We start from the raw sequence: 25,273 nt of genomic DNA, 5'->3' as shown, positions 1-25,273 counted from the left end.
AATAAAACCGAAGAGGGGAAGCAAGTTCCCCTCTTCGGAAATTTATTGATTAATGGGAAATAACCATTCTTTGGGTTGAGATGAAGTCACGGGTTTCGCCGTCGACAGTGATCTTATAGATGTACACACCGGTTGCGAGGCCAGCAGCGCTGAACTCAACGGTGTAGGATCCTGCAGTCTGTGTAGCATTTACGAGGACTGCGATTTCCTGGCCAAGCATATCGAGTACGTTCAGTTTCACCTTACCTGTTTCAGGCATGGTGTACTCTATGAAGGTCGAATTGCTGAACGGGTTAGGCCTGTTAGCGCTCAGGAAATAATCCTCAGCAGCCGGTTCGGTGGTAATACCGAAGGTCTTCAGGGTCACCGGTTCGATGACGGAAGCAGACGCATCGGCAAACTCAGAGCCCAGACCGATACTGAACAGTGACTCAGCGGTGGTGAATGGACTGATAGCTTTCACCTTCAGGGTCACCACGACGTCGTTTGCTGCCAGAACCATCGGGTTCACGCTGCTCCATGCGATACTTACGTTACCGTTAGAGATATTGTGGAGCATACCTTCCACTGAAGCCACGTCAACAACTTCGATCATAGATGAGTTGTATCCGAGGTTCAGGGTGATAGCGCCGAACTGGTTGGCATCGGCTATACGGATCGGGAGTTCAAACTCCTGACCGGTTATCACGTTCATCGTACCGTCGGTAACAAGGGCAATAGCCGGAGTTTCCTTCATGGAAGCAGGGATATTGGACCTGTTCGCGTCACCGGCATTCAGGGTGTAGATCTCATAATGTGCAGCGGTGGAAATCATGGCGGTATCGAACACCCAGTCACCATGCGGGAAGTAGTTCACCATGTTGATGGCGCGCTGCTTGATCCACAAGGCATCGGTAGAGTTGATGGTATTGCTGTTGTTCACATCCATGGCTTCTCTAACCCATACGTCGAATAAGAATGAGCCGGGCAGAGAATTGATGACCTTCAATTCGACGGCCAGAGCGTCGGTAGCATTCGCACCGTACCATGGGGCGTCATAGGAAGCAGTGATACCAAAGGGGGTCGTACCGCTGACTCCGGGGAATTCATAGTACCCCACACCGTTTCCACCTTCGATATCATTGAATGATGTATCGGATTGGACAGGGATACCACTGTTCCACAACTGGATTTCAACGCCGTTAAGCGGAGTATTCCATGTGTTATGGTAGAAAACATGTCCGGAGAGGGTATCATTTCCAAGAGTACCCGTCGGGTAGATCTTCACCAGCATTTCGTCATAGTTGCAGCATCCGGTGCAGGTGTCAAATACCGTTAAGGTAATTTCACCCCAACCACCGTTCACGTTGTAGTCAGTCCACAGCACTTCGATACAATCGGTGCCTTGTCCGCTGACAATCTCACCGCAATGTTCGGCGGTCCAGGTGTACAGCAGGCATGAGTTCATATCAGCAGGACAGTTGTTGCAGTAATCGGTCAGCAATCCAACTTCAGATACGTCATCACCAATTATGTCAATACATGGCATGTGGTATACATAGGCTTTGTATTCCATAGTATTCTCACAACCTTCCGGTGTGGTGATGGTCAGGTAAATCCTCGCGGTATCGCAGCATTCGCCCCAGTTTATTATGAGCCAGGGAAAATTCCACTCATCGTTCAAGAAGTCATAATAACCAGGTTCTGAATCCACGATGGTTCCGGCAGGCGCGATTACGCTCCATTCTAAAGTCCAACCCGCGAATGCAGCGGTATCAAACGGGTTAAAGGTTATACCGCAAAGACACGATGAATCAGCATAGAAATATGTCCAGCCGTCTGCACAAACCTCGAGCACTTCGTTTGGCTCCAGGCATCCATCATATTCAAAAGCACGGTCCTGGTTTAATGGTCCGCAATCATTAGGTGCATTTTCGAAGCAAATTGGAATCGGATCGGGGATTTTGTTGAAGGTGATGTACACCGTATCAGTTCCGAGGCATAAGCCATTGCTCTGGTGCAGAACAAATCCATATTCACCATAGCACAGGTAATAAGGATCATCCGGGATGCAAACCTGGGTTGTAGCTAATAGAGAATCAGCCCAGTCAACATCACATGGATTACCTGCAAGGGCTGTCCAGTAGTAGTGATCAGCTCCATGCTGGTTTGGGGCTGGCTCATAGTTGTCGACTATGCCCACGAGCGTATAGCAGTTGCCGCAGATCGTAGAGTCGTCACCGGCATCCGGTGCAGGTGTTTCGAAGAATTCAATGAATACCAGGACGGTATCACTGCAGTATTCATCCGGTACAATAGGAGGAGTAGCTTGGTTAAGTTCAACCCAGCCTACTGTATAAGCACCAAAATAGGAAACACACATATCGGTAGCCGGGTCGGTATCGTCCGCAAATGTAACAGTAGTCGGATCGCTATAACCAGCGAGTGGTCCGTCAACATAGAACCAGTGGGCCATATCCCAGTAGTTCGGGCAATCGTCATTGGGATTTATAACACCGTCCACTCCAAAGTAATCGTACTTGTCAATGTTGGCTAAGCCGAGGTCAATGCAGGTATCGTCACATAAAGCGTCAAGGCTTAAAAATTCACCATAAGCGGTCGGCTGTTCGAGCAGGTCAAAAATGACTGTATCGACATCTTCACACTCTGCATTCCAGGCAGTCCAGGTGAAGATATAGCGTCCGGGCTCATTGATAGATACAAGGGCGCCTGGTGTATAGAGATCATCGAATACGACGTCACCGGGGCCGCATGATTTTGCCCATACACCCTGCATGCTGTAGCAATATTCCATACTGCCGGTCATTAAGAATGTATAAGGAGTAGTGTAGGCATCAACACAATCCCAGTAATCATCACCGGCATCAGCCACAGGCTGTTCGAAGATGGTAATAGAAACTGTATCGGTAGCGAAGCAATGTGATTCGCTCCATAGCGTATCGCCATCTATCTTCACGTTGAGTTCATTCCACACGAAGACGTAGGTGCCATATGCACATACATCACAGTCAGTGATGCAAACATTAGCAGACTCGTCTAATGCATCGAAATTAACCGTGCAGGTACCATCAGGTTGCGAAACCAGTTCCCACCAGGCATGTTTGAAGTAATTTACGCCGTCTAAACCGCAGTAATCATAAGGTACTGCCGCGAGGCTGAAGCATAATTCAGCGCAAAGCTGCTGGTCCGGTCCTGCATTAGCTTCCGGTTGTTCGTAGAAGGTCAGCAACATGGTGTCTTTATCATCACATTCGCCATTGACAACATCTAAAGCGATTTCATAGACGCCATAGCGGCAAGTGTCAACAGGTGCCGGGCGGCAGACATTGGTAGTCAAATCATTGTCGTCATCGAATGTCAATGTTCCAGGACCGCTTAACCGTCTCCATGTAAATGCGTAATTTGAAGAGAAGGTATATAACCCCGTTGAACCTGCGAGCGAATAGCAATTGTCATAGCAGACATAAGCATCCGGACCGGCATTAGCAATGGGCTCGCATGAAAAGTCAATGTAAATGGTTTCTGTGATAGGAGGACAAATCACGGGATCCAATGTTACAGACAAAGTGTGGAGTCCACAATAACCCACTACAAGAGGGAAATCCGTGATGTAAGTGGTATCCGCGGGAGGGTAATTACCAATTGGAGGGCCGGTATAAGATGCACCGTCCAAGGTCCAGGTCAGCGTAGCCCCCTGGTTCGAAAACGCTGTTGTGTATTCGAAATGAACAAGAGTTTCAAGGCCATCAGCTTCGCAAACATCAGGAGCCGTTAATACAATATCATAAGGCCCATAGAAAGGGTACGACCCGAAAACACCAGTGGTATTATAAGGAAAAGGCCATGTATATAACAACACGTATATGCCTGGCATATCGACCCTAAATTGAATTGTATACGCACTTAAAGGACCTATAAACTCAAGGGTGCTACCTGAGGGTTGGCTTAGCACTTGCCATGTTCCGGTACTGTCGGGAGGACAACAACTACAAAGATTAGGGTCATTTGTTCCTGCTACTGCAATTCCATAAACCCAATTACCGGGTATTGTGTCGTAGCAATAGTCGTTCGGTTCAATGAAATATTGACAGTCAGTATCACGATTGCCATTTCCATCAGCTTTTTTGAAAAAAGTAGTTCCTGGATTAACATAACGTTTCAGGGCATCATAATACCCACCTTCAACCACATACGATTGCACCGAAGGGTTATCCATTGCCTGGAGCAACTGCTGGTCGTTGGCCACTTTTATAGCTTTAGTCTGCGCATTGAGATTCGGTATTCCGAAACCAACCGCCACAAACAGCAAAAGCAGAAACTTTAGCCATCTGTTAGTCTTCTTACGTTTTAAACCGTAAAGTGTTTCCATAATAATAGAATTTAATTAATAATTAGTGTTTCAATATCAAAATTGTTTGTAAGTTCTTGACAATAAAATGATTTGCTTGGCAACGCTGGTTTAATAACTGTTTTTCCTTGTATTAAACAATATATATATTCACGTTTGAGCACAAACTTATAACATTTAAAATTAAAAAGCAAATATTTATTTAAAAAAACTTAAAAAAACCCCGGCAAAAAACCATTTTTACATTTTTCTGAAAAATTTATACCAATAAATTTCCATAAGAATATTCAAAGATAAGGAACAAATGATCAAAAGATGCAAAAAAAATGTTAAATCTTTTTTAAACGGGATGGTAGATAGCGCCTCCGGCATGATCGATACTGCTTCCGGTTACCGAATGCAGGACGTTTGGTTCTCCGCGCCATCGCAGCACACCGAGAAAGGCAAAAACCAGCGCTTCTTTATAATCGATCCATTCATTCTGAGGGATGACCCAATGATGACTACCAGACTGCCTGATCCTTTCCATCAGGAACAGATGATGAGCCCCGCCGCCGGTAACCAGCACCCTGGAATGCTTTTGAAAGTCCAGTGACCGGTTTACCTGCAAAGCCACATGTTCACAAACCGTCCGCATCAGGTCTGTCACAGGGCCATTGCAATTATCTGTCAAAGGAAGGAATTCCTGCTCCAGCCATTCGCGGCCTAATGATTTAGGCCATTTTTTTGCATAATATTCCAGCCTGTCAAGCCGTTCAAGGAGATCAAAATCAACATTGCCGGATCGGGCCGTTTTGCCGTCTTTGTCATAGTCCATGCCCATGCGGGCGGCCAACCGGTTCAGGATAATATTAACAGGGCAGACATCAAAGGCTATTCTTTCGCCATTGTATTCCTGGGAGATATTGGCAAATCCCCCCAAATTCAGGCAGGCATCGAATTCTGAAAAAAGCAGGCGGTCGCCGATAGGAACGAGCGGGGCGCCCTGTCCCCCGAAGGCTACATCGGCAGAGCGGAAGTCGCAAACGACTGGAATACCGGTTTCGGCTGCTATAGCGCTTCCGGAGCCAATCTGCACTGTCAGGCCATTTCCGGGCTGATGGAAAATGGTATGGCCATGCGAGGCGATAAGATCCGGTTTAAAACCGGTATTTTCAAGGAAGACACGGGTCAGCCTGCCCAGGAAATGACCATATTCAACATTTATATAAGAAAAGGTAAGGGCATCTGCTGAAGCAAGACCGGTAAGTTTTTCTTTCCATTCCGGTGAATAGGGGTAAGTATGGCTGGATAAGATTTTAAATGACCATTTACCATCCGCCAGGATAAATTCGCAGGCGGCAATATCCAGGCCATCGAGTGAGGTGCCGGACATTAAGCCGATGGCGTTGTATTTTTTCATTCAAAGAAGATTGCTTAGTTTTTCAAGCTGCATTTTCCGTGATCCTTTCAGCAGGATGGTCATATTCCGGACAGGATGGTCCCGGAACCATTTCTCTGCCTGCTGCATGCCGGTGAAGCACAATTCGTGCCCGCCTTTTGCTGCCTGGCTGAATTGTTCACCCACGAAACAAACCTGGTTAAAGGATAATTTCCTTACTAATGCAATGATCTCCCGGTGTTCTTCAAGGCTATGCTCTCCCAGTTCCATCATATCTCCCAGGATGATCATCTTCGCAGGGGCAGTGTATATATGGAAGTTGTTCAGTGCGGCTGCCATACTGGAAGGATTGGCATTATAGGCATCGAGCACAAGGACATTATGATCTGTCCGGGTCACTTGCGAGCGGTTATTTTCCGGCTGGCAGGCACTGATGGCATTTTCAATTTTCTCCGGGCTTACCCCGAAATACAATCCAATGGCGATGGCAGCCATGACATTCTCAAAGTTGTAATCGCCATAAAGCCGGGTCCTTACAAAGCCACTAAGCTTTCCTGCTTTCCAGGCAACAGCAAGGGATGGTTCTCTTTCGGCGATTTCTCCTTTACACCCGGCATTTTCGCCGGATCCGTAGGAAAAAATTTTCATTCCATCGGAAAGCCGGCGAAGAAGCTGGTTATCCTGGTTAACGAACACAATGCCATCGCCTTGCCTGATAAAATCGTACAATTCTGATTTGGCCTTTACAACGCCCTCGAAACTGCCGAAACCTTCCAAATGGGCTTTACCGATATTAGTAATGATGCCGAAATCAGGCCTGGCTATACGGCAGAGGTCTGCGATTTCACCTGGATGGTTGGCGCCCATTTCGACGACGGCGAAAGAAGTGTCTTCTTTCAGCGACAGGACCGTCAGGGGTACACCGATGTGGTTGTTAAGGTTTCCGCGGGTGATAACAGTTTTAAACGTTGAGGACAACACGTTTCCGATGAGCTCTTTGGTAGTGGTTTTACCATTAGATCCCGTAATCCCGATAATCTTCGCGTTGACCCTGCCGCGGTGGATTGCAGCGAGCTGTTGCAGTGCCTTCAGGGTATCGGGGACAAGGATGAACCGGTCTCCTTCCATTACCGAGGGATCATCAGTTATGGCGAAAGCGGCGCCTTTACTGAGGGCTTCAGCCGCGAACCTGTTACCATCGAATTGATCCCCTTTAATTCCGAAAAAAACAGAATCCGTGATCACGTTTCTCGAGTCAGTAGTGATCCGGGGAAACCTGAGGAACAGGCGGTAGATTTCTTCAATAGTGGCCATAAAATTCTCAAGCAGGCTTACAAAGATAAAAAAACCCCATGCCGGATGATCAGCATGGGGCATTAAAATATCTTACAGAACTATTATTTACCGCTCATAGGGTCGCCGGTGCGGATCATGGCACAGCGGAAACCAACCCAGTTTGTGGCTGTTGTTTCATCGAGGTAACGGCGGGTGCCAGGGCTCAGGAAATAAGGGCCATCTTTCCAGGATCCACCCTTTACGACCCTTGATTTGTCAGTAATAAGGGAGGTCACGCCGTATTCGTACATTTCGGAAGTGGTATTTTTACCCGGATCTGTCAGCCAGTCGGTAGCAATATTCGTTTGGAAATCTCCGTCTGCGTAATTGATATTATCAGCTTTCCGGTAATTGCTGCGGTTCATACTTTCTTCCACGGTAACATTTACGCGGGGCATACGGCCGAGGCTGTCAGCTTCGAGGAGGAATCCATCGGCATCGGTAGCCGGCCTGGTAAAGACATTACCACGGAAAGGAGCATAATCGGCAACTGTTTCAGGTGATAGCGGGCGATAGACATCGAGTGTCCATTCAGCGACATTACCGGCCATGTTATAAAGTCCATAGTCATTCGGCCAGTAGGATCCTACCGGTGCGGGGAGATCGGCGCCGTCGTTCAGGTTACCGGCAACGCCCATATAGTCGCCGCTGGACCGCTTAAAGTTAGCGACAAAGCTGCCGTAGTATTTTTTCTGGTCGGTGCGGAGGTAATTTCCGTTCCAGGGGTAAATTCTTCTTTCGACTACACGTTCATAGACAGTATTTCCCACGAGGCCCAGGGCTGCATATTCCCATTCTGCTTCTGTTGGGAGCCTGTATTTGGGAAGAATGATTCCATCCTGAAGTGTGATACCGCGTTCGCCTGTACTGGAGGGGTCGAGGTTTTCCTTCGGTTTATTCACGAGTCCCTGGTATTGTCCGGCCAGGTAAGCATCTGTATTGTAATTATCCCGGTTTTTCTGATCCGGGTCAAAGTCGAGGATTCCTTCCTTTATAAGGAGCATTTCATTCACCCGGTCGGTTCTCCAGAGGCAGAAGTCATTAGCCTGGATCCAATTTACGCCAATGACGGGATATTCATGGTAAGCCGGATGGCGGAGGTAATTCTCCACCAGGGGTTCGTTATAGGCAAGTTTTTCACGCCACACGAGTGTATCAGGGCGGGCATTACGCACCACAGCGGGAAAATCTTGTCCAAACACCCGTTCGAGCCAATAAAGATATTCAAGGTATGCCAGGTTGCTCACCTCGGTCTGATCCATATAAAATGAAGGGACGGTAACGCGGCGGGGGATATTATCCCAATCGTAGGTAAGATTTTCATTATTAGCGCCCATTGTGAAGGAACCTCCTTCTATCAGGACTAACCCTGGTCCGGTTATTTGTTCCCTGGCCTGGGCTACTTCAAAGCCGCCCATTTCAGGGTTATTATACTCCCATCCGGTAGTCCGGGAAGCATCCTTCTTACAGGATGACATCATCGCAAGCAAAACGCCTGCGAAAAAAACTGTGCTCAAAATCCTGAATCTGATCATATGAGGTTTTCGTTAATTTTCGACATATAATAACTAAAAGCCGGGGGCTTTTATTGCACGAATCTTTCTTCTTTTTTCAATACAATTGAAGTGCCAGGCCACAGAAACTTCGTGAGCCCCGCCAGTATTGCTTTTCAGCTTGGAGAGGGTTATGTCATAGCTATAGCCTATATTTAAATTTTTATAGTTTATACCCACCAGTGCAATGATGGCATCGGCATTTTCGAAATTATGTCTGAACCATGTTCCGATGACGATCGGAAGGCGGATAATATACACCCCGGCATTGAGCTGGTGAAAATCGCCCTGCTGCTGGTAAAGTAAATTCGGTGCAATATAAAACTTAGGTTCATTATCTTCCGCAAAGCCTATACTGCTTCCTTCCAGGTTTATATTAACCCCGAGGTGCCCGGTAATTTTCATCGGCAGCTTGTTTTCATTCTGGTCATAGAAGGCCATGTTTGGTTCAGTCAGGTGATGTACGGCAACGCCGCCATGCAGGATGCCTTTCCATCCGAAAGCCACGCCTGCCGCAAAGTCCGGGAAAATGACCGAAGTATTATCGGGAGGGGTTTCAGCGGTGGGCAGAATAAAACCCTGCTGCGGGTCGATCTGGTCTCCGAATTGAAGTAAATCCCAGTTTAGAGATTTCTGATAGAATGTCCCCTGGATTGCCATATTGATATACAGGTTCTCGGCAGCTCTCAGGCTAAACGCATACATCAGGCTGGCCATGGTTGTTTTGAGAATTCCACTCCCGGCATTATCTACATTCACCAGCACACCGATCCCACCATAGATTTTATCGATGTATTGGTCGTAGGAACCATTGTAAGTAATAAAACTCTTCGCAAGTCCGGGCCATTGATTACGGTAATTTATCGCTATCCTTGGACAGATATTTGCTCCGGCCAATGCCGGATTAAGGTATAACGGATTAGCGTAGAACTGTGAAAATTCAGGATCCTGAGCTTTGATATCGTTGTTGAACAAAACGACTGTTACAACGGTTAGTATAATTAGAATTCTATGTAACATTGAACCAGCCTTAAAATGAGGGTACAAGTTTACAATAAATTTTTAATACAAAATAATTTTTTTACATTTATTACTTTTACAATATCAGGAATATTTACTCGTTTTAATTTTTAAATGCAGCAATATTCGATAATCCGGGTGTTTTCCATATTCCATATTAGAAATCAATCATGAGAAAATCAGTCTTTACTGTTTCTTTTATCCTTGCATCGTTGCTCCTGACAGCCGGGGAGGAAAGTTACCATAGGACAATCAGGTGGAAAGACCTGCAGGAGATCCGGGTGAATGAAGAAGAAACAGCTATGATGGCTTATTTTGAAGGCGCGCAATATACAGATGAATCCGGCGGTCTTCCGTTATATTCTGAGAATTTTCCCTTGCCGGCTATGACCTCAGGGATTTCGGCCCATATTGAAAACATGGTTTTTGATGTTGCTCCGGAGGGTTTTGCAAAGATTAATGGAATAGACCTCGTGAAACTTGAAATAGAACTTTCTGCAGGCATCAGTTATGAAAGGAAGCGGCCTTACGCGGGCATTTCATTTATACCTGTCCGTAAAAACCCGTATAACGGCCAGTTTGAAATACTCATTTCCTTTGATATCATAATTACTTCAACTCAAGGCATTGCAGCGGCAAGGGAATTTGCAGGAAATTACGCAACTGTTTCGGTTTTAGCTACCGGTGAATGGTACAAAATATCGGTCATACAGACCGGCATTCACCAGATTACTTACGGCGATCTTCAGAACATGGGAATAAACCCGTCTTCCATTGATCCCCGCCATATCCGTTTATATGGCAATGGGGGCGGGATGCTTTCAGAATCACTGACGGATTACAGACATGACGACCTGGCAGAAAACAGCATTTTTGTTGCCGGTGAAAGCGACGGCCATTTTGATCAGCAGGATTATATTCTTTTTTATGGTGAATCGCCCCATAAGTGGAAGTACCAGGCGTTCGGCCAGGCATTTAATCATGAGCAAAATATTTACAGTGATTCCACCTGTTATTTTCTGACAACGGACCTTGGCCCCGGGAAAAGAGTTTCCGGCCAGCCCTCCTTTACAGAACCACCGAATGCATATGTCACCAAGTTTACCGATTATGCATGCCATGAAAAGGATCTGTTTAACCTTGTCAATACCGGAAGGGTTTGGTACGGAGAGGTTTTTGATGTGTCCACAACCTACGATTTTAATTATAGTTTCCCTGATATCGATGTGACCAGTCCCGCTTATTTCAGGGCTTACGTTGCTGCAAAATCGAAGGTTGCCACTTCTTTCAAATTTTTTAACGGGAACGACCAGGTCATGTCGGCAAATATCAGCAGCCTTCCGCTTTCATCAGACACTTTTGCACGGGCTTATATCGGGAGCGAATGGTTTACACCTTCTTCCGGGGATATAAACATCAGGATCACTTACCAGAAAATTATCTCCACTTCTTTGGGCTGGCTTAATTATTTTGAAATCAATGTTACCAGGAACCTGGTTTTTTCAGGAGCCCAGATGTCATTCCGCGACCCTGCCTCTGTGGCCCCGGGAACGATTGCCGAATTTACCCTGGGCAATGCCGGTCAGAATGTCCGGGTCTGGAATGTTACTGATCCGACAAATGCCCTGAGGGTTGAAACTGTACAATCAGGCGGCAGCCAGGTTTTCCGGTTACCCCATGACACGCTTTCGGAGTTCATCGCCTTTGATGGAAGCAGTTACCTCCCGGTTATGTTCGTTAAAAAAGTGGAAAATCAAAACCTTCATGGTGCCGGACCAAGGGAAATGATCATCATTACCAATTCTTTGTTCAGGGAACAGGCCGAGCGTCTTGCCGCCTACCATGCAGCCGCGGACGGCCTGTCAGTGCTGGTCACTGATATCGGACAGGTTTATAATGAATTCTCTTCCGGAGCACCGGACCTTACTGCCATCAGGGACTTTATGAAGATGTTATACGACAGCGCCCCGGAAGGTGAGGAGCCAGAATACCTGTTGCTCTTCGGCGATGCTTCTTTTGATTATAAGGATGTGAAGGAGAAAAATTCCAATCTCGTACCCACCTGGGAAGATGATGAATCCCTGACCATTGTCTATTCGATTGCAACAGACGATTATTTCGGTTTTCTTGACGGGCCGGGAGACAACCTGCTGGATATCGGCATCGGGCGCTTCCCGGTTCAGACTATTGAACAGGCCACGGTTGCTGTGGATAAAGTCATCCATTACGCGACTAATTCTTCCATCGTGATGAAAGACTGGCGCAACTACATCTGTTTTGTTGCTGATGATGAAGATGCCAACCTTCACCTGAACCAGGCGGAAGAGATGTCAGTATTTATAGATACCAATTACGGCGTTTACAATGTCGATAAGATTTATGTGGATGCTTTTCCACAGATCTCAACCCCGGGGGGGCAGCGGGCGCCGGAAGTCAATAAAGCGATCAATAACCGGATCGATAAGGGTTGCTTAATTATGAATTATACAGGTCATGGGGGTGAAGTAGGCTGGGGTCACGAACGGTTCCTCGAGAATTCCGATATCAATTCATGGACCAATTACGACCGTATGCCGATCTTTATTACGGCAACCTGTGAATTCAGCCGGTATGATGACCCGGACCGGGTTTCTGCAGGAGAGTATGCTTACCTTAATCCCAAGGGTGGCGCCATTGCCATGTTCACCACGGCCCGTGCCACTTTTGGCGGATCCAATTTCAACCTGAACACGGCCTTATTCGATATCATGTTTGAGAGAAACGGCGATGAATTTTATTGTTTCGGCGACCTGATCCGGCTGGCTAAGAATCAGGGCGGAGTTGTCGATAATGACAAAAAATTTATCCTGCTCGGGGATCCTGCACTCCATCTGGCTTATCCCCGGCATGAAGTGGTGACTACCCGTATAAACGGAGAGGATATATCTTCCATGCCTGATACGCTGAAGGCTTTAAGCAAGATAACGGTTGAAGGGGAAGTGTTGCTGGCATCAAAAGGCAGCGGGGGATTTAAAGGGACCATCTACCCGATCGTCTTTGACAAGCCTTCACGGATTACAACCCTCCAGACAGACCCTACCAGCCACCCGAATACTTTCGAATTGCAGAACAATATTCTATATAAAGGTAAAGCGCAGGTGACCGATGGTAAATTCAGTTTCACGTTCATCGTGCCTAAAGATATTGCTTACCAGTATGGTTTCGGCAAGATCAGCTATTATGCTTCCAATGATGAAGAGGACGCACATGGATTCTACCGCAATATCTTAGTGGGCGGCTTCAACCCATCCGTCGAACCGGATGACACCGGCCCGGCTGTTCAGTTATACATGAACGATGAGCTTTTCCATTTTGGAGGATTAACGGATGAAAACCCGCACATGCTTTCATTTGTAAGTGATAACAGCGGGATCAACACGGTCGGCAGCGGCATCGGGCATGATATCGTAGCGATACTTGACGGGAATACGGAAAAGCCCATCATCCTTAACGATTTTTATGAAGCAGACCTCGACAGTTACACCAGGGGAACCATTCGCTATCCTTTCCATAACCTGGAGGAAGGGTTGCACACACTTTCCCTTAAAGTATGGGATGTGTTTAATAATAGTGGGGAAGCATACCTGGAATTCTTTGTCATAAAATCTGAAAAGTTTATTGTTGACGAACTGAATAATTACCCCAATCCATTTACAGAAGGCACCACTTTCGTATTTTCGCACAACCAGGCAGAGGGGAAACTGGATGTCAGCCTCAGTGTATTTGACCTGAACGGCCAAATCGTCAAAACATTTGAAAAAAGCATCATTCCGGCCGGCTACCGTTCTGAGCTGATTTATTGGAATGGCCGTGATGATTCGGGCTACCCTTTATCAAAAGGCATGTATATTTACCGTATTCAGGTCAGGAATGAAGCAGGACAGACCGATGGTAAAGCCGGAAAGCTGATTTTGTTGAAATAATGAAAGATTTTTAAATTTGCAGGCAACTATTTATAAAGATATAGGTCTGAATTATAAAGGACTCATGCGTAAATTATACTTTTTCATCATTATATTTTCATCGCCTGCCATGATGCTTCCTTCGGCGGCACTGGCACAGGAACGGTCTTACATGATAAGCGACAGCATCCGGTGGCAGCCCCCGAAGAATCTTTTCCCCGGTCATTCGCTCTTCTTTTTTGAGGGAGCTGTGAACCACGACAGCCTTGGATTTTTACCGGTATATTATTACAGCATTCCTAAAGCATATACTGGTAAAATATCTGCAATAAGTATTTTTGACGGAGTTTTTGAGCCACTGGAAACAGAGGATTTGTCGATGTTTCCGGATATTGATCTTATCAGCGCAGAGCCGGTGATCATCTTATCAACTTCACAAAACCGGAAAATACCAACACAGTCTTTATATCTTCTTCCGTTGCGGAAGGCTACCGGAAAGGGAAGCTTTGAAAAGCTGGTTTCATTTAAATTAAAGATCGATCTGCAAGATGATCACGAACAGGCAACGGCCAGAAGCACCATTTTGAGGGGCTACACGGATAATTCGGTTCTCAGTAAGGGCAACTGGTACCGTTTTGCCGTCAGGGAAACAGGTATTTACAGGATATCTTACCAGGATTTGGCGGGAATGGGCATCAATCCCGACCAGGTCGATCCGCGGAACATCCGGATATATGGAAACGGGAGCGGTATGCTGGAAGAAGCCAACTCACTTCCAAGAACTGATGACCTGATGGAAAACGCGATTTTTATCGAGGGTGAAACAGATGGTAGTTTTGATTCCGGGGATTATATTCTCTTCTACGGTGAGAGCCCGGTTTCAATTTCATATAACGCCTTTTTCCTCAAGTATGAGCATGAAGTTAATTTCTACACCGATAAAACTTTCTACTTCCTTACCCTTGGTGACGGTCCCGGGAAGCGCGTGCAGCAAGGAAACCCTGTTGTTGAAGAGCCAACGCATGAGGTTTATAATTTTGAAGATATTACTTATTATGAAAAGGACGAATTAAACCTGATCAAATCGGGTAAAATCTGGTATGGGGAAGTTTTTAATACACAGCTTGAGCATTTTTTCCAGTTTGACCTGAAAGGTATTGACCTGGCGGAGCCTTTATATCTTAAGGTAAGTCTTGCCGGAAGATCAACCACCAACACCGTTTTCAATGTATTTGCAGAAGGTGGCCAGGTTGCCGAACTCAGTCTTCCCTCCATTGTATTGAGCTCATCAATCTATGCCAGGGCGATCAGTTCAAATTATGAATTATTTTATGCACAGGACGAAAACGTTGAAGTGGGTATTTCATTTGAAAAACCTGGGAGTATTGATGTTGGCTGGTTGAATTATATTGATCTCAATTATATCCGCCACCTGAATTTCACAGGCAGCCAGCTTAGTTTCCGTGATATGAGGCCGGTCGGAGCCGGCAATATAACCCGGTACCATATTCAAACCTCCATACAGGGATTGACCATCTGGGAGGTTTCCAAACCGGGATCCATCATAATTCCAACGGTTTCAGCAGAATCCGGAGGCATTTCAATAAAAATCCCTTCTGATACATTAAAGGAATTCATAGTCTTTGACGGGACGCAGTTTTTTACACCGGAATTTATTGAAAAGGTCGAAAACCAGAATTTGCATAACCTGCAGCCAGTCGATCTCGTCATCGTTACTTACCCGTTATTCCTGGAACAGGCTCACCGGCTGGCCGATTATCACCGTCAGTGGGATGGTATGACAGTCCACGTGGTTACCCCGCAGCAGATATACAACGAATTTTCATCGGGAGCCCAGGATGTCAGTGCTATCCGTGATTTTATGAAAATGTCGTATGACCGCGCGGAAAGAGGGCAGGAGCCCCGGTACCTGTTACTTTTTGGCGATGCCTCTTATGATTACAAGAACCTTACAGCAAAAGATAATAACATGGTGCCGGCATACCAGTCGAGGGAGTCGTTGAAATCTGGCGCCTCATTTGTCACTGATGATTTCTTCGGATGCCTTGATGCCGATGAAGGCAGCAACGGTTCGGGAACAATGGACATCGGTATTGGCAGGTTCCCCGTGCAATCGGTAGAGGAGGCTGAGGCGATGGTAGATAAAACTTTCCATTATATGATGCCGGACCGGGAAAACTATGGTCCCTGGCGCAATTCGATTGTTTACATCGGCGATGACGAGGACAATAATATTCACCTTGGACAGGCTGAAGGCCTGGGATTGATCACCGATTCCCTTGGGCCGGTATACAATGTCAATAAAATTTATCTCGACGCCTACCAGCAAATGCAAACACAGAGCGGGATAAGAATTCCCGATGCCAATGCCGCCATTGACAAGGCCGTCAACGATGGCTGCCTGATCATCAATTATACCGGTCATGGCGGTGAGACAGGATGGGCGATAGAAAAGGTGTTGAATATTCCCGCTATCCAGTCTTATAAGAACTTAACGCACATGCCGGCATTTGTAACTGCTACCTGTGAATTCAGCCGGTATGATGATCCCGGGCTGGTCTCTGCCGGTGAGCTGGTTTTTCTGAACACGGAAGGCGCCGGCATCGGGTTATTCACGACAACCCGGCAGGCTTATTCCCAGTCTAATTATGCTTTGAACAAGCGGTTTTACTATGAGGCCTTTGTCATCGACAGCCTGAGCGGTGAATATCCGCGGATGGGCGACCTGATAAGGGTTGCCAAGACCCCTTCCAACCAAAATATCAAGAATTTCGTTTTGCTTGGCGATCCGGCGCTCATGCTGGCCTACCCGAAGATGCGGGTTCGTACTGACAGCATAATGAATGAAGGCAACGGAAGGCGGGTTGATACACTGCAAGCGCTTTCACGGGTTACAATTTCGGGACATGTTGAAGACCTGCTGGGTAATAAATTGGTAGGATATAACGGGGTGCTTTATCCGTCAGTCTATGACAAACCGGTACGATATAAAACACGGGGAAATGACCCGACCAGTAAGATAGTTGACTTCTATATCCAGGATAAAGTAATTTACAAAGGTGAGATTTCCATAACTAATGGGGAATTCAGCTTCACTTTCGTGGTACCACTTGATATTTCATACCAGTTCGGGGAAGGAAAGATCAGCTATTACGCCCTGGATACGTTTAACCTGACCGATGCCCATGGATACGACCCGGTCTGGATAGGCGGGAGCGACAGTCTTGCAATCGCGGATGAGTCAGGCCCGTCGATAGAGCTTTATCTTAATACGATCTCTTTCATATCAGGTGATATCACCACGCCTGACCCGCTGCTCATCGCCAGGCTTTACGATGAAAGCGGCATCAATACCGTTGGAAACGGGATTGGCCATGACCTCGTGGCGATCGTGGATGGGAATTACCAGGAACCACTGATTTTGAATGATCATTTCACCCCTGAAACCGACAGCTATCAGAAAGGCCAGATACTATACCGGCTCGGGCCCTTGCCCAATGGGACCCATACCCTTACCCTCAAGGCGTGGGATGTGCTGAACAATTCGTCGGAGAAAACCATAGAATTTCAGGTCAATGTCGGGGCAAGGCTGGCCATCAGTAACGTTTACAATTATCCCAATCCCTTCAGGGAAGGAACTAATTTTATTTTCGAACACAACAAACCCGGCTCCACGCTGGATGTTACGGTCAGAATTTATAACCTGACAGGCCAGCAGGTGACGACATTACAGTACTCTTTTCCGACAGAAAGCACCCAATCAGGCTCTTTATACTGGAATGGCCGGGATGCATCCGGAAATGAACTTCCTGCCGGTTTATATGTTTATCACCTGCAGGTGGAATCGGATGACGGATATTTATCATCCACATCCCAAAAATTCTTGCATTTCAAATAATAAGAATTATCAAAAGACGTTAACTATTGCATAACAATATTGTTATTAATAATTCGTTAGTTTTGCACCTTCATTTTTTTAAAGATCAATTAAACCAAAATTGGGAATGAAAAGAAGATTTATTATTGTTTTGATAGTTTCAATTTACACTTGCGTGTCTTATGGGCAGTCGTATGATTCTAACGCTGCAGGACAAGACTACACTGTTATTACTACAGCCGTACCATTTTTAATCATAGCCCCCGATGCCCGTTCCGGGGGGATGGGAGAGGTTGGGGTAGCTTCAGATCCTGATGCCAATTCGATGCACTGGAACCCTGCCAAATATGCTTTTATTGATAAGAAATTCGGCTTTGGGCTTTCTTACAGCCCCTGGCTTCGCAAGCTGGTGAACGACATTAACCTGGCTTACCTTACGGGTTTTTATAAGATCGATGACCGGCAGACTATTGCAGCGACATTGCTTTATTTTTCCCTCGGCGATATTACGTTCACCGATGAATTCGGAATGGAAAAAGGAAATTACAATCCAAATGAGTTTTCATTGGATGCCACCTATAGCCGGAAATTCAGTGAGGTGATCTCCGGTGCAGTTGCAGCTCGCTTCATTTATTCCAATCTGACTTTAGGTCAGTATGTCCAAGGCGCTGAAACCAATGCGGGGACTTCCATCGCAGCCGATGTATCAGTATATTACCATAAAGAAGTGGACCTCGGTAACATGGGCAGTGAAATTTCATGGGGGATTAACCTGTCGAACATCGGCAACAAGATATCTTACAGTAAAACTGCTTCTAAAAAGGACTTTATCCCTACAAACCTTAGAATCGGAGCAGGATTGAAAATGAATTTTGACGATTATAACTCTTTGGCGGTTTTACTTGATTTTAACAAGCTGCAGGTGCCTTCACCGCCGATTTACCTGCTTGATTCAGACAACAACCCGGTCTATGATGCTCAAAATAACCCGGTAATTGCAAAAGGTATGGATCCGAATGTATCCGTTGTACCGGGGATCATACAGTCGTGGTATGATGCGCCTGATGGGTTCAGTGAGGAGATGCGTGAATGGGCCATCGCTTTTGGTTTGGAATACTGGTATGCCAAACAATTTGCTCTCCGTACCGGGTTTTTCTATGAAGACCAGTACAAGGGCAACCGCAAATTTTTTACTGTCGGCGCCGGTTTGCGTTACAGCGTGTTCGGGCTTGACCTGTCGTACCTTATTCCATTGGAACAGCAAAATCCCCTTGAAAACACCCTCAGGTTCACCTTGTATTTTAATTTTGATCCTGCAAAGGGAAGCAGTCAACCATTACCTAAATAGAGAAAAGCTTATCCTGAAATCCAAGAAGGTAAACTTTCAGGGAAGCCCTTGTCAGCGCGGTATATAACCACCGAAGGTATTCATAATCAATCATATCCTCTTTCAAGTATCCCTGGTCGATAAAGACATGCTGCCATTGACCGCCCTGGGTTTTATGGCAGGTCAGGGCATAGGAAAATTTGACCTGCAAAGCGTTGTAATAAGGATTAGTCCTTACTTTTTCCATGCGGAGGGCCCGCTGGGGGATATCGTTGAATTCGTCCAGAACGAGGCCAAACAGCCTCTTTTGTGCTTCATCCGGAAGGGCCGGAGTATCTGCCATCAGAACATCGAGCAGGATCTTTACGTCGAGGGTTGGTTCATCAGGATAATCCACCAGCCTGATGGTCACATCAGCAAATCTGAACCCGTAAAGTTCTTCCGTCTGCTGTATCCTCAATACTTCGATGATATCTCCGTTAGCGATAAACCCGGGTCCTGATTGGGGCTCCAGCCAGAAATAATTATTCCTTACCACCATGAGGAAGTCGCCGGAAGAGATTTCATTTTCCATGAAAAGGATGCGGTTCCGGATTTCCCGGTTGAACATATTGGCCCTTTTATTGGACCTGCAGACCACGACAGTTTCAGCATGTTCAGCAGAAGAAAATGCGGTATGCAATAAATCCTCCAAATCTTCTCCGGTTATCCTGATGACATCCTTCCGGTTGTCCAGGTTGAAAAGGGGAAAGGAAACTTTACCCGATGCAATGATATCCCGTATGCGGGTCGCATTGAACAGGATACCTGATTCGAGCGATTGGCGCATCACTTCCGTCAGTTCATACTGATATATCTTCAGGTTATAGCGTGACTTCAGGAATTCCAGGTCGAGTGCCGGGCTCACCGGCATTCCGACGGGCGGGAGCTGTGCTGAGTCACCGATCAGCAGCAGTTTGCAAGATTCCCCATCACCCACATATTCCATCAAATCGTCCAGCAAGTTGCGGGATGAAAACACATGACCCTTTTCCGTGTACGATGCGGCAATCATTGAGGCCTCATCAACAATAAAGAGCGCGTTCCTGTAAAGATTTTTCTGCAAAACAAGGGAAATGCTTCCATCCCGGCCCATCCGCTGGAAATAGATGCGTTTATGGATGGTCCAGGCCGGCTGGCCGGCATAGCCTGCTAAAACTTTGGCAGCCCTTCCAGTCGGAGCCAGCAGAACTGCCTTTTTCCGGATCAGGGGCAATACTTTGACCATGGCGCTGACAAAACTGGTTTTACCGGTACCAGCATAACCTTTAAGCATAAAAACGGTGCGGGCATCTTTATCGGCAATAAAAACCTCAAGCATTTCAGCCAGTTCCTTTTGGCCTTTAGTAGGCTCAAAAGGGAATGCTGACAGTATGCCGGAAAGGAAAGACAAAGTAGTTTTAAATTTTGAATTTTAAATTTTAAGTTGGGGACTTTTTAAAAATTAACTTTCAAAGTTATCTATTTTCAGGCAAAAAAGAGGCTTTAATTATAGGATCTGATCCCGCACCAAGAGATTCGAGTTTAACTTTTGCAAATTGGTTATAATTGTTTTCAGTAAAGCGGAATTCCACGGGTATGTAATGCTCTCCGTATCCTTTCGCAAGGCTGGTCCTTTGGTTGAATTTTTCGACCAGTACTACTTGTTCTTTTCCTACCATAGTTTGGCGGTATTTTCTTTTATTTTCATCGGAAATATTCCGGATGATCAGGCTGCGTTCCTGCTTTATGGCTTCAGGAACCTGCTCAGTCATCCTCTCTGCGCGGGTGCCTGACCGGATGGAGTATTTGAAGGTGTGAATGTGGCTGAACCCAATCTCACTGGTCACATCACAGGTATTTTGGAATTCTTCCTCCGTCTCCCCGGGAAATCCGACAATAATGTCTGTTGTCAGGTTAAAATCAGGATAGCGGGTTTTGATCTTTTCAACCATTCCCATAAAAGTGGTCATATTATAAAACCTTCGCATCTGTAAAAGTATGCGGTCAGATCCGCTTTGCAGGCAAAGGTGGAGGTGCGGGGTCAGTTTGGGATGGCTGAAAAGATCAAATAGCCTGTTGCCAAATCCTTCCGGCTCGATGGAGGAGATGCGGACCCTGAAATCCCCAGGAAGACAGAGAATCTTTTCCACCAGCGTCTCGAAATTATCACCTTCGTAATTATATCTTCCGATATTCACTCCCGTCAGAACGACCTCTTTAAATCCAAAACCAACCACTTCCCTGATATTTTCCAGGATATCCCCAACGGGCCGGCTGGTGGCGCGTCCGCGAACCTTCGGGACAATGCAGAAAGTGCAGAAATTGTCGCAGCCATCCTGGATCTTGATAAAGCTCCGGGTGTGAAAAGTCTCATCGGCAGCTTCAAATCCAAATAAATCTTTGCTGAAATGATCAGGGCTGACGGTTTCTCCCTTAAAATGGGCATCTACAAGTTGAAAAATGGATGTTTTCTGCGCGTTTTCAACAAAATAGGTCACACCATTGAGCTGCTGCAGCTTTTCTTTCTGCCCGTTTACCATGCATCCGGTCACGATAACCACCGGCTCGTGGAGCTTTTTCGTTGCCTGGTTTATAGCTTTGCGGGATTTGGTATCGCCCTGGTTCGTGACGGTGCAGGTATTGACGAGATATATATCAGCATCTTCAGCATAATCCACCACCTCGTAATTATGGCGGTTAAACTGGGCCGCGAGCGCATCGGTTTCGAACTGGTTTAACCGGCAGCCGAGGGTTTTGAATGCTATTTTCCGGCCCCCTCCCTTTCTCCCTCCCCCAATTGGGGGAGGGACGGGGTGGGGGCTGAGTTCCCCTTCTACTGAAAACGCCGTCGCTGATTTTATCCTGACATCAATAAATTTTCCAACCATGGATTCATCTACAGACGGAAATCTTAAAACAATTTTTCCTTCTGTCAGCCCTGATAGAAATCCGGGTTTTCGGTCTTTACCGGTGACCAATACACGGTAAGTTTTCCCGATCATCTGCCGGTTTAATTCCAGGGAGTGCTTCTGAAGCTCTCCGGTAAGTATGCGGTACCGCTCTTTTTTTAATTCCTGCGGAATGTCGTCCTCCCACCTGGAGCTGGCGGCTCCGGGGCGGGGCGAATATTGGGCAATATAGGCCATGTTGAACCGGAATTCTTCCATCGCACGGATCGTATTTTCAAATTGTTCTTCGGTTTCACCCGTAAATCCGACAATGATATCGGTGAAAATCGTGGCCCCTGGGATGGCTTCCCTGATCTTCAGGATAACATGGCGGTATTTATCCACCGAATGTTTGCGGTTCATGCGGATAAGCACCTTGTCATCGCCGGATTGCAGCGGCAGGTGGATCTGTTTGCCGAGGTTTGGAAACTGTGAAATGATGTCAATTACTTCATCTGACATATCCCTGGGGTGCGGCGAAGTGAAATACACCCAGAATTCTTTGCCTGATGCCAGGCCCATTTTACCGATAGCTCTCAATAATTCCGGGAAGATCAGCTCCCCGCCTTTTTTATCAAGCCCGTAAGAATTTACATTTTGCCCCAGCAGGGTGATAGATTTATAATTCCGGTCGATCAGGTCCTTCACTTCGTCAAGTATTTCCCCTGATGGCCTCGAAATTTCACGGCCACGGGTATAGGGAACGGCGCAGAAGGTGCAGAACTTGTCGCAGCCATTCTGGATCGGGACAAAAGCCTCAAAAGGTGAATTGTAATGCGGGGAAATATGCCAGAAATCACGGATGCTTTCGTTAAGCTGCATTTTTGCCGCCATCGACTTGATCGCGGCGGGTGTTACAACCCCATAATGGTTGAGCATATCCGGCAGCTGGTTCAGCTCGCTTACGGGGAATACAAGATCGAATAATTTCAGGAAGCGCTCTTTATCGGCCGGCAGGATGCAGCCTGAAATAAATGTGATCAGGTTCTTCTTATTTTTCCTTTTGTTCCACTGGCTGATCTTTGAATATACTTTATCGATAGACTTTTGCCGCACTGAACAGGCAATAATGCCAAGCATATCAGCATCTTCCTCATTCTCGGTCCACGTATAGCCCATCTGATCGAGAACGGTACGCACCCGTTCCCCATCTGAGAGGTTCATCTGGCAACCAAGTGTGAGGAGGTGATAGATCATAGTTCGAGTTCTGAGTTCTTTACTAAAAATAGACTTCCGCAAACAAATTCTGCGACGGCACTCCATGTTTCAGCATAATATCATAAGCCTCGTGGATCATCTCAACATTTCCGCAGAAAAAGCAAAGCGTATTTTTATCAGCTAATGGATGTTTCTTCAGGTAATCCGTTACCCTTCCGTGAAAATCACCCTTTCTGTCGCGAGAGGTGCAGCGGATCAGCCGTTGCTTGTCATAATCCTGCTTATCAAAAGCTTCATGCGCGTACCTGATGCCGTGCAGCAATTGATAATCAAGGCCGGGGTATGATCTGACGAAACTGTGAAAAGGCCCGATGCCCGTGCCACTTGCAATAAAAAGGAATTTCCGGTGAATATCTTCATCCTTTATGATGAAGTACCCCACCGGGTTTTCAAAGTTCAGCGGCTCTCCCGGTTTCACCTTTCTCAATTGCCTGGAAACCATTCCTTCTTTTACTTCCCTGATCAGCACTTCAAAAAAATCATCCTGTTCTGCGCTGTAAACTGAATATTCCCTGGCCTGGATATCATCTTTTTTACCAAGCAGGATATGCTGGCCGGCGCGGAATGGAATCTGGTTACGGTCAAACCTGAGTACATAAGCCGACGGGGTCAGGTCCCTGATCCCGATGACTTTCAATACTGCTGTTTGTGTACGTGTATTTGCTTTTAAATCCATTATCGGTATTAATCCAAAGATTTAGAAATTAATAAATTGATAAGCAGTAGCTTATATTGCTATGTAAAATCAATTTAAATAGTTTGCAAAGAAACAAATTTTTTCCTCTGCTGAGTTTGAATGATTGGCGAAAACCTATAAACACCCTGGATAACTTAAAGTTCACTGAATTTTATTTATTAAAAGATGCTGATTAATGATTACTTTTGTAAGATATTAATCCATCCGCAGCATTAACACATTCGTTTTTCCCCATGAATTTTGAAGAATTCGGCCTGAATGAAAAGCTGATCGAAGCCATTTCCTTTATGGGCTTTGAAAAAGCAACACCAATACAGGAAGCAGCAATACCAGAGATCATGAAAGGCCGTGATCTCATAGCCAGCGCCCAGACAGGAACAGGCAAGACTGCCGCATTTCTCCTGCCCATTTTACATAAATTATCAGGCAAGGAAACGCATGATATTAACACCCTCGTGATTGTTCCGACCCGTGAGCTGGCCCTTCAGATCGACCAGCAGATACATGGTTTCGCGTATTTTCATACGGTTAATTCGATTTCCATTTACGGTGGAGGTGGAAGCGCCGACTGGGAGCAGGAGAAGAAATCACTTACCGGCGGGGCTGATATTATCGTGGCTACGCCCGGAAAGCTGATCTCACACCTGAACCTCGGCTATGTGAAATTTGATACGTTGGAACACCTGGTCCTGGATGAAGCTGACCGAATGCTCGATATCGGTTTTTATGACGATATCATGAAAATCGTTTCCTATCTTCCAAAAAAGCGTCAGACCCTCATGTTCAGCGCCACCATGCCGCCAAAGATCCGGGAGATGGCAGGCAAGATCCTGACCGACCCGTTCATCATTACAAGTGAGCTTACCAAACCCCCTGAAGGGGTGTTGCAGGCTGCTTATCTCACTTTTGAAACTCAAAAGACACCGTTGATCAACAGCCTCATTGCCAACAAACCAGATTGTAAAACAATTCTGATCTTTACATCGACTAAAAGCAAAGTGGGCCAGATCGTGCGGTCATTAAAAGGAAAAGGCTATTTCGTTGAAGGCATCTCCTCTGACTTTGAGCAACACGAACGCGAAGAAGTTTTGCTAAGGTTCAGGTCGAGGCAGACCCGGGTATTGGTCGCTACTGATGTGATGAGCAGGGGTATAGATGTTAAGGATATCGACCTGGTCATTAATTATGATGTTCCCCGCGATGCCGAGGATTATGTCCACCGTGTTGGAAGGACGGCACGGGCCGAGGCGACCGGCATAGCCCTTACACTGGTCAACCAGGATGATATGGATAAATTTCACCGGATCGAAAAGCTGATCGGCTCGATCGTATATAAAATTCTTGTCCCGCCGGAACTTGGGGAAGGGCCTAAATGGGAGCTTGGAATGTCTAACCGTCATACCGGATTCAGGGGAAAAAGAAATTTTAGAAAATAAGCCGGGATCTTTAATTTTCGGCCGAGGGTGTATCAGTATTAATTAATTGATGATTTGACATGATTTCCATTTTTGATCGACTTTTCGTCGACATGATCTCAAAATGGATTTCATGTCTTATCTATTCTTGATATTTTTTCTGGTTAAGTC

12 protein-coding genes are annotated in these 25,273 nt (G+C 46.2%); 4 read left to right on the top strand and 8 right to left on the bottom strand.

Going from position 1 to position 25,273, the window contains the following annotated elements; translation table 11 throughout:
• Positions 1 to 49 precede the first annotated feature (49 nt).
• The 5 genes from M0Q51_13755 to M0Q51_13735 all read right to left on the bottom strand — a co-directional run bounded on the left by M0Q51_13755 (position 50) and on the right by M0Q51_13735 (position 9,637).
• Positions 50 to 4,369, bottom strand: coding sequence for a T9SS type A sorting domain-containing protein (locus tag M0Q51_13755; GenBank protein ID MCK9401041.1), 4,320 nt, complete (start codon positions 4,367 to 4,369; stop codon positions 50 to 52).
• A gap of 319 nt (positions 4,370 to 4,688) precedes the next feature.
• A complete protein-coding gene (locus M0Q51_13750; GenBank protein MCK9401040.1) occupies positions 4,689 to 5,750 on the bottom strand; it encodes an anhydro-N-acetylmuramic acid kinase in 1,062 nt (353 codons plus the stop codon).
• Positions 5,751 to 7,106 carry a UDP-N-acetylmuramoyl-tripeptide--D-alanyl-D-alanine ligase gene (locus M0Q51_13745; protein MCK9401039.1) on the bottom strand — a complete coding sequence of 452 codons (1,356 nt, stop codon included), beginning with the start codon at positions 7,104 to 7,106 and terminating at the stop codon, positions 5,751 to 5,753.
• Positions 7,107 to 7,126: 20 nt separating this feature from the next.
• Positions 7,127 to 8,599 carry an SUMF1/EgtB/PvdO family nonheme iron enzyme gene (locus tag M0Q51_13740; GenBank protein MCK9401038.1) on the bottom strand — a complete coding sequence of 491 codons (1,473 nt, stop codon included), beginning with the start codon at positions 8,597 to 8,599 and terminating at the stop codon, positions 7,127 to 7,129.
• 33 nt (positions 8,600 to 8,632) lie between these two features.
• Positions 8,633 to 9,637, bottom strand: coding sequence for a type IX secretion system membrane protein PorP/SprF (locus M0Q51_13735; protein ID MCK9401037.1), 1,005 nt, complete (start codon positions 9,635 to 9,637; stop codon positions 8,633 to 8,635).
• A gap of 170 nt (positions 9,638 to 9,807) precedes the next feature.
• Between M0Q51_13735 and porU (M0Q51_13730) the strand changes: the two genes are divergently transcribed.
• From porU (M0Q51_13730) to porV, 3 genes are all read left to right on the top strand, one after another.
• The gene (gene porU / locus M0Q51_13730; GenBank protein MCK9401036.1) at positions 9,808 to 13,599 is read left to right on the top strand and encodes a type IX secretion system sortase PorU; all 3,792 of its coding nucleotides are present in this window, start codon (positions 9,808 to 9,810) and stop codon (positions 13,597 to 13,599) included.
• A gap of 64 nt (positions 13,600 to 13,663) precedes the next feature.
• Positions 13,664 to 17,497 (top strand): type IX secretion system sortase PorU, encoded by a 3,834-nt coding sequence (porU, locus tag M0Q51_13725; GenBank protein ID MCK9401035.1) that lies wholly within the window; start codon positions 13,664 to 13,666, stop codon positions 17,495 to 17,497.
• Positions 17,498 to 17,603: 106 nt separating this feature from the next.
• Positions 17,604 to 18,824: a type IX secretion system outer membrane channel protein PorV gene (gene porV / locus M0Q51_13720; GenBank protein MCK9401034.1), complete on the top strand. Its 1,221-nt coding sequence runs from the start codon at positions 17,604 to 17,606 to the stop codon at positions 18,822 to 18,824.
• Here the strand turns inward: porV and M0Q51_13715 are convergent.
• The 3 genes from M0Q51_13715 to M0Q51_13705 all read right to left on the bottom strand — a co-directional run bounded on the left by M0Q51_13715 (position 18,817) and on the right by M0Q51_13705 (position 23,666).
• Entirely contained in the window at positions 18,817 to 20,235 is a 1,419-nt protein-coding gene (locus tag M0Q51_13715; GenBank protein ID MCK9401033.1) for an AAA family ATPase, read from the bottom strand. The genes porV and M0Q51_13715 overlap by 8 nt on opposite strands.
• A gap of 64 nt (positions 20,236 to 20,299) precedes the next feature.
• Positions 20,300 to 22,969: a tRNA (N(6)-L-threonylcarbamoyladenosine(37)-C(2))-methylthiotransferase MtaB gene (gene mtaB / locus M0Q51_13710; GenBank protein ID MCK9401032.1), complete on the bottom strand. Its 2,670-nt coding sequence runs from the start codon at positions 22,967 to 22,969 to the stop codon at positions 20,300 to 20,302.
• Between the two features lie 22 nt (positions 22,970 to 22,991).
• Positions 22,992 to 23,666 carry an FAD-binding oxidoreductase gene (locus M0Q51_13705; protein ID MCK9401031.1) on the bottom strand — a complete coding sequence of 225 codons (675 nt, stop codon included), beginning with the start codon at positions 23,664 to 23,666 and terminating at the stop codon, positions 22,992 to 22,994.
• Between the two features lie 254 nt (positions 23,667 to 23,920).
• Here M0Q51_13705 and M0Q51_13700 point away from each other — a divergent pair, with 254 nt between their 5' ends.
• Positions 23,921 to 25,123, top strand: coding sequence for a DEAD/DEAH box helicase (locus M0Q51_13700; protein ID MCK9401030.1), 1,203 nt, complete (start codon positions 23,921 to 23,923; stop codon positions 25,121 to 25,123).
• Positions 25,124 to 25,273: the final 150 nt, after the last annotated feature.

The sequence above is a fragment of the Bacteroidales bacterium genome, from assembly GCA_023229505.1.
Taxonomy (GTDB): domain Bacteria; phylum Bacteroidota; class Bacteroidia; order Bacteroidales; family JAGOPY01; genus JAGOPY01.
Note: the sequence above shows the minus strand (reverse complement) of the source record. Positions and strands in the feature narration are given on the sequence as shown.

Excerpts from the sequence above, each read along its gene's own strand:
- M0Q51_13750 (MCK9401040.1), bottom strand. The coding sequence starts at position 5,750 with ATGAAAAAATACAACGCCATCGGCTTAATGTCCGGCACCTCACTCGAT.
- M0Q51_13700 (MCK9401030.1), top strand. The coding sequence starts at position 23,921 with ATGAATTTTGAAGAATTCGGCCTGAATGAAAAGCTGATCGAAGCCATT.
- M0Q51_13745 (MCK9401039.1), bottom strand. The coding sequence starts at position 7,106 with ATGCCCCATGCTGATCATCCGGCATGGGGTTTTTTTATCTTTGTAAGC.
- M0Q51_13740 (MCK9401038.1), bottom strand. The coding sequence starts at position 8,599 with ATGATCAGATTCAGGATTTTGAGCACAGTTTTTTTCGCAGGCGTTTTG.
- mtaB (MCK9401032.1), bottom strand. The coding sequence starts at position 22,969 with ATGATCTATCACCTCCTCACACTTGGTTGCCAGATGAACCTCTCAGAT.
- porU (MCK9401036.1), top strand. The coding sequence starts at position 9,808 with ATGAGAAAATCAGTCTTTACTGTTTCTTTTATCCTTGCATCGTTGCTC.
- M0Q51_13755 (MCK9401041.1), bottom strand. The coding sequence starts at position 4,369 with ATGGAAACACTTTACGGTTTAAAACGTAAGAAGACTAACAGATGGCTA.
- M0Q51_13735 (MCK9401037.1), bottom strand. The coding sequence starts at position 9,637 with ATGTTACATAGAATTCTAATTATACTAACCGTTGTAACAGTCGTTTTG.
- M0Q51_13705 (MCK9401031.1), bottom strand. The coding sequence starts at position 23,666 with ATGGATTTAAAAGCAAATACACGTACACAAACAGCAGTATTGAAAGTC.
- porV (MCK9401034.1), top strand. The coding sequence starts at position 17,604 with ATGAAAAGAAGATTTATTATTGTTTTGATAGTTTCAATTTACACTTGC.
- porU (MCK9401035.1), top strand. The coding sequence starts at position 13,664 with ATGCGTAAATTATACTTTTTCATCATTATATTTTCATCGCCTGCCATG.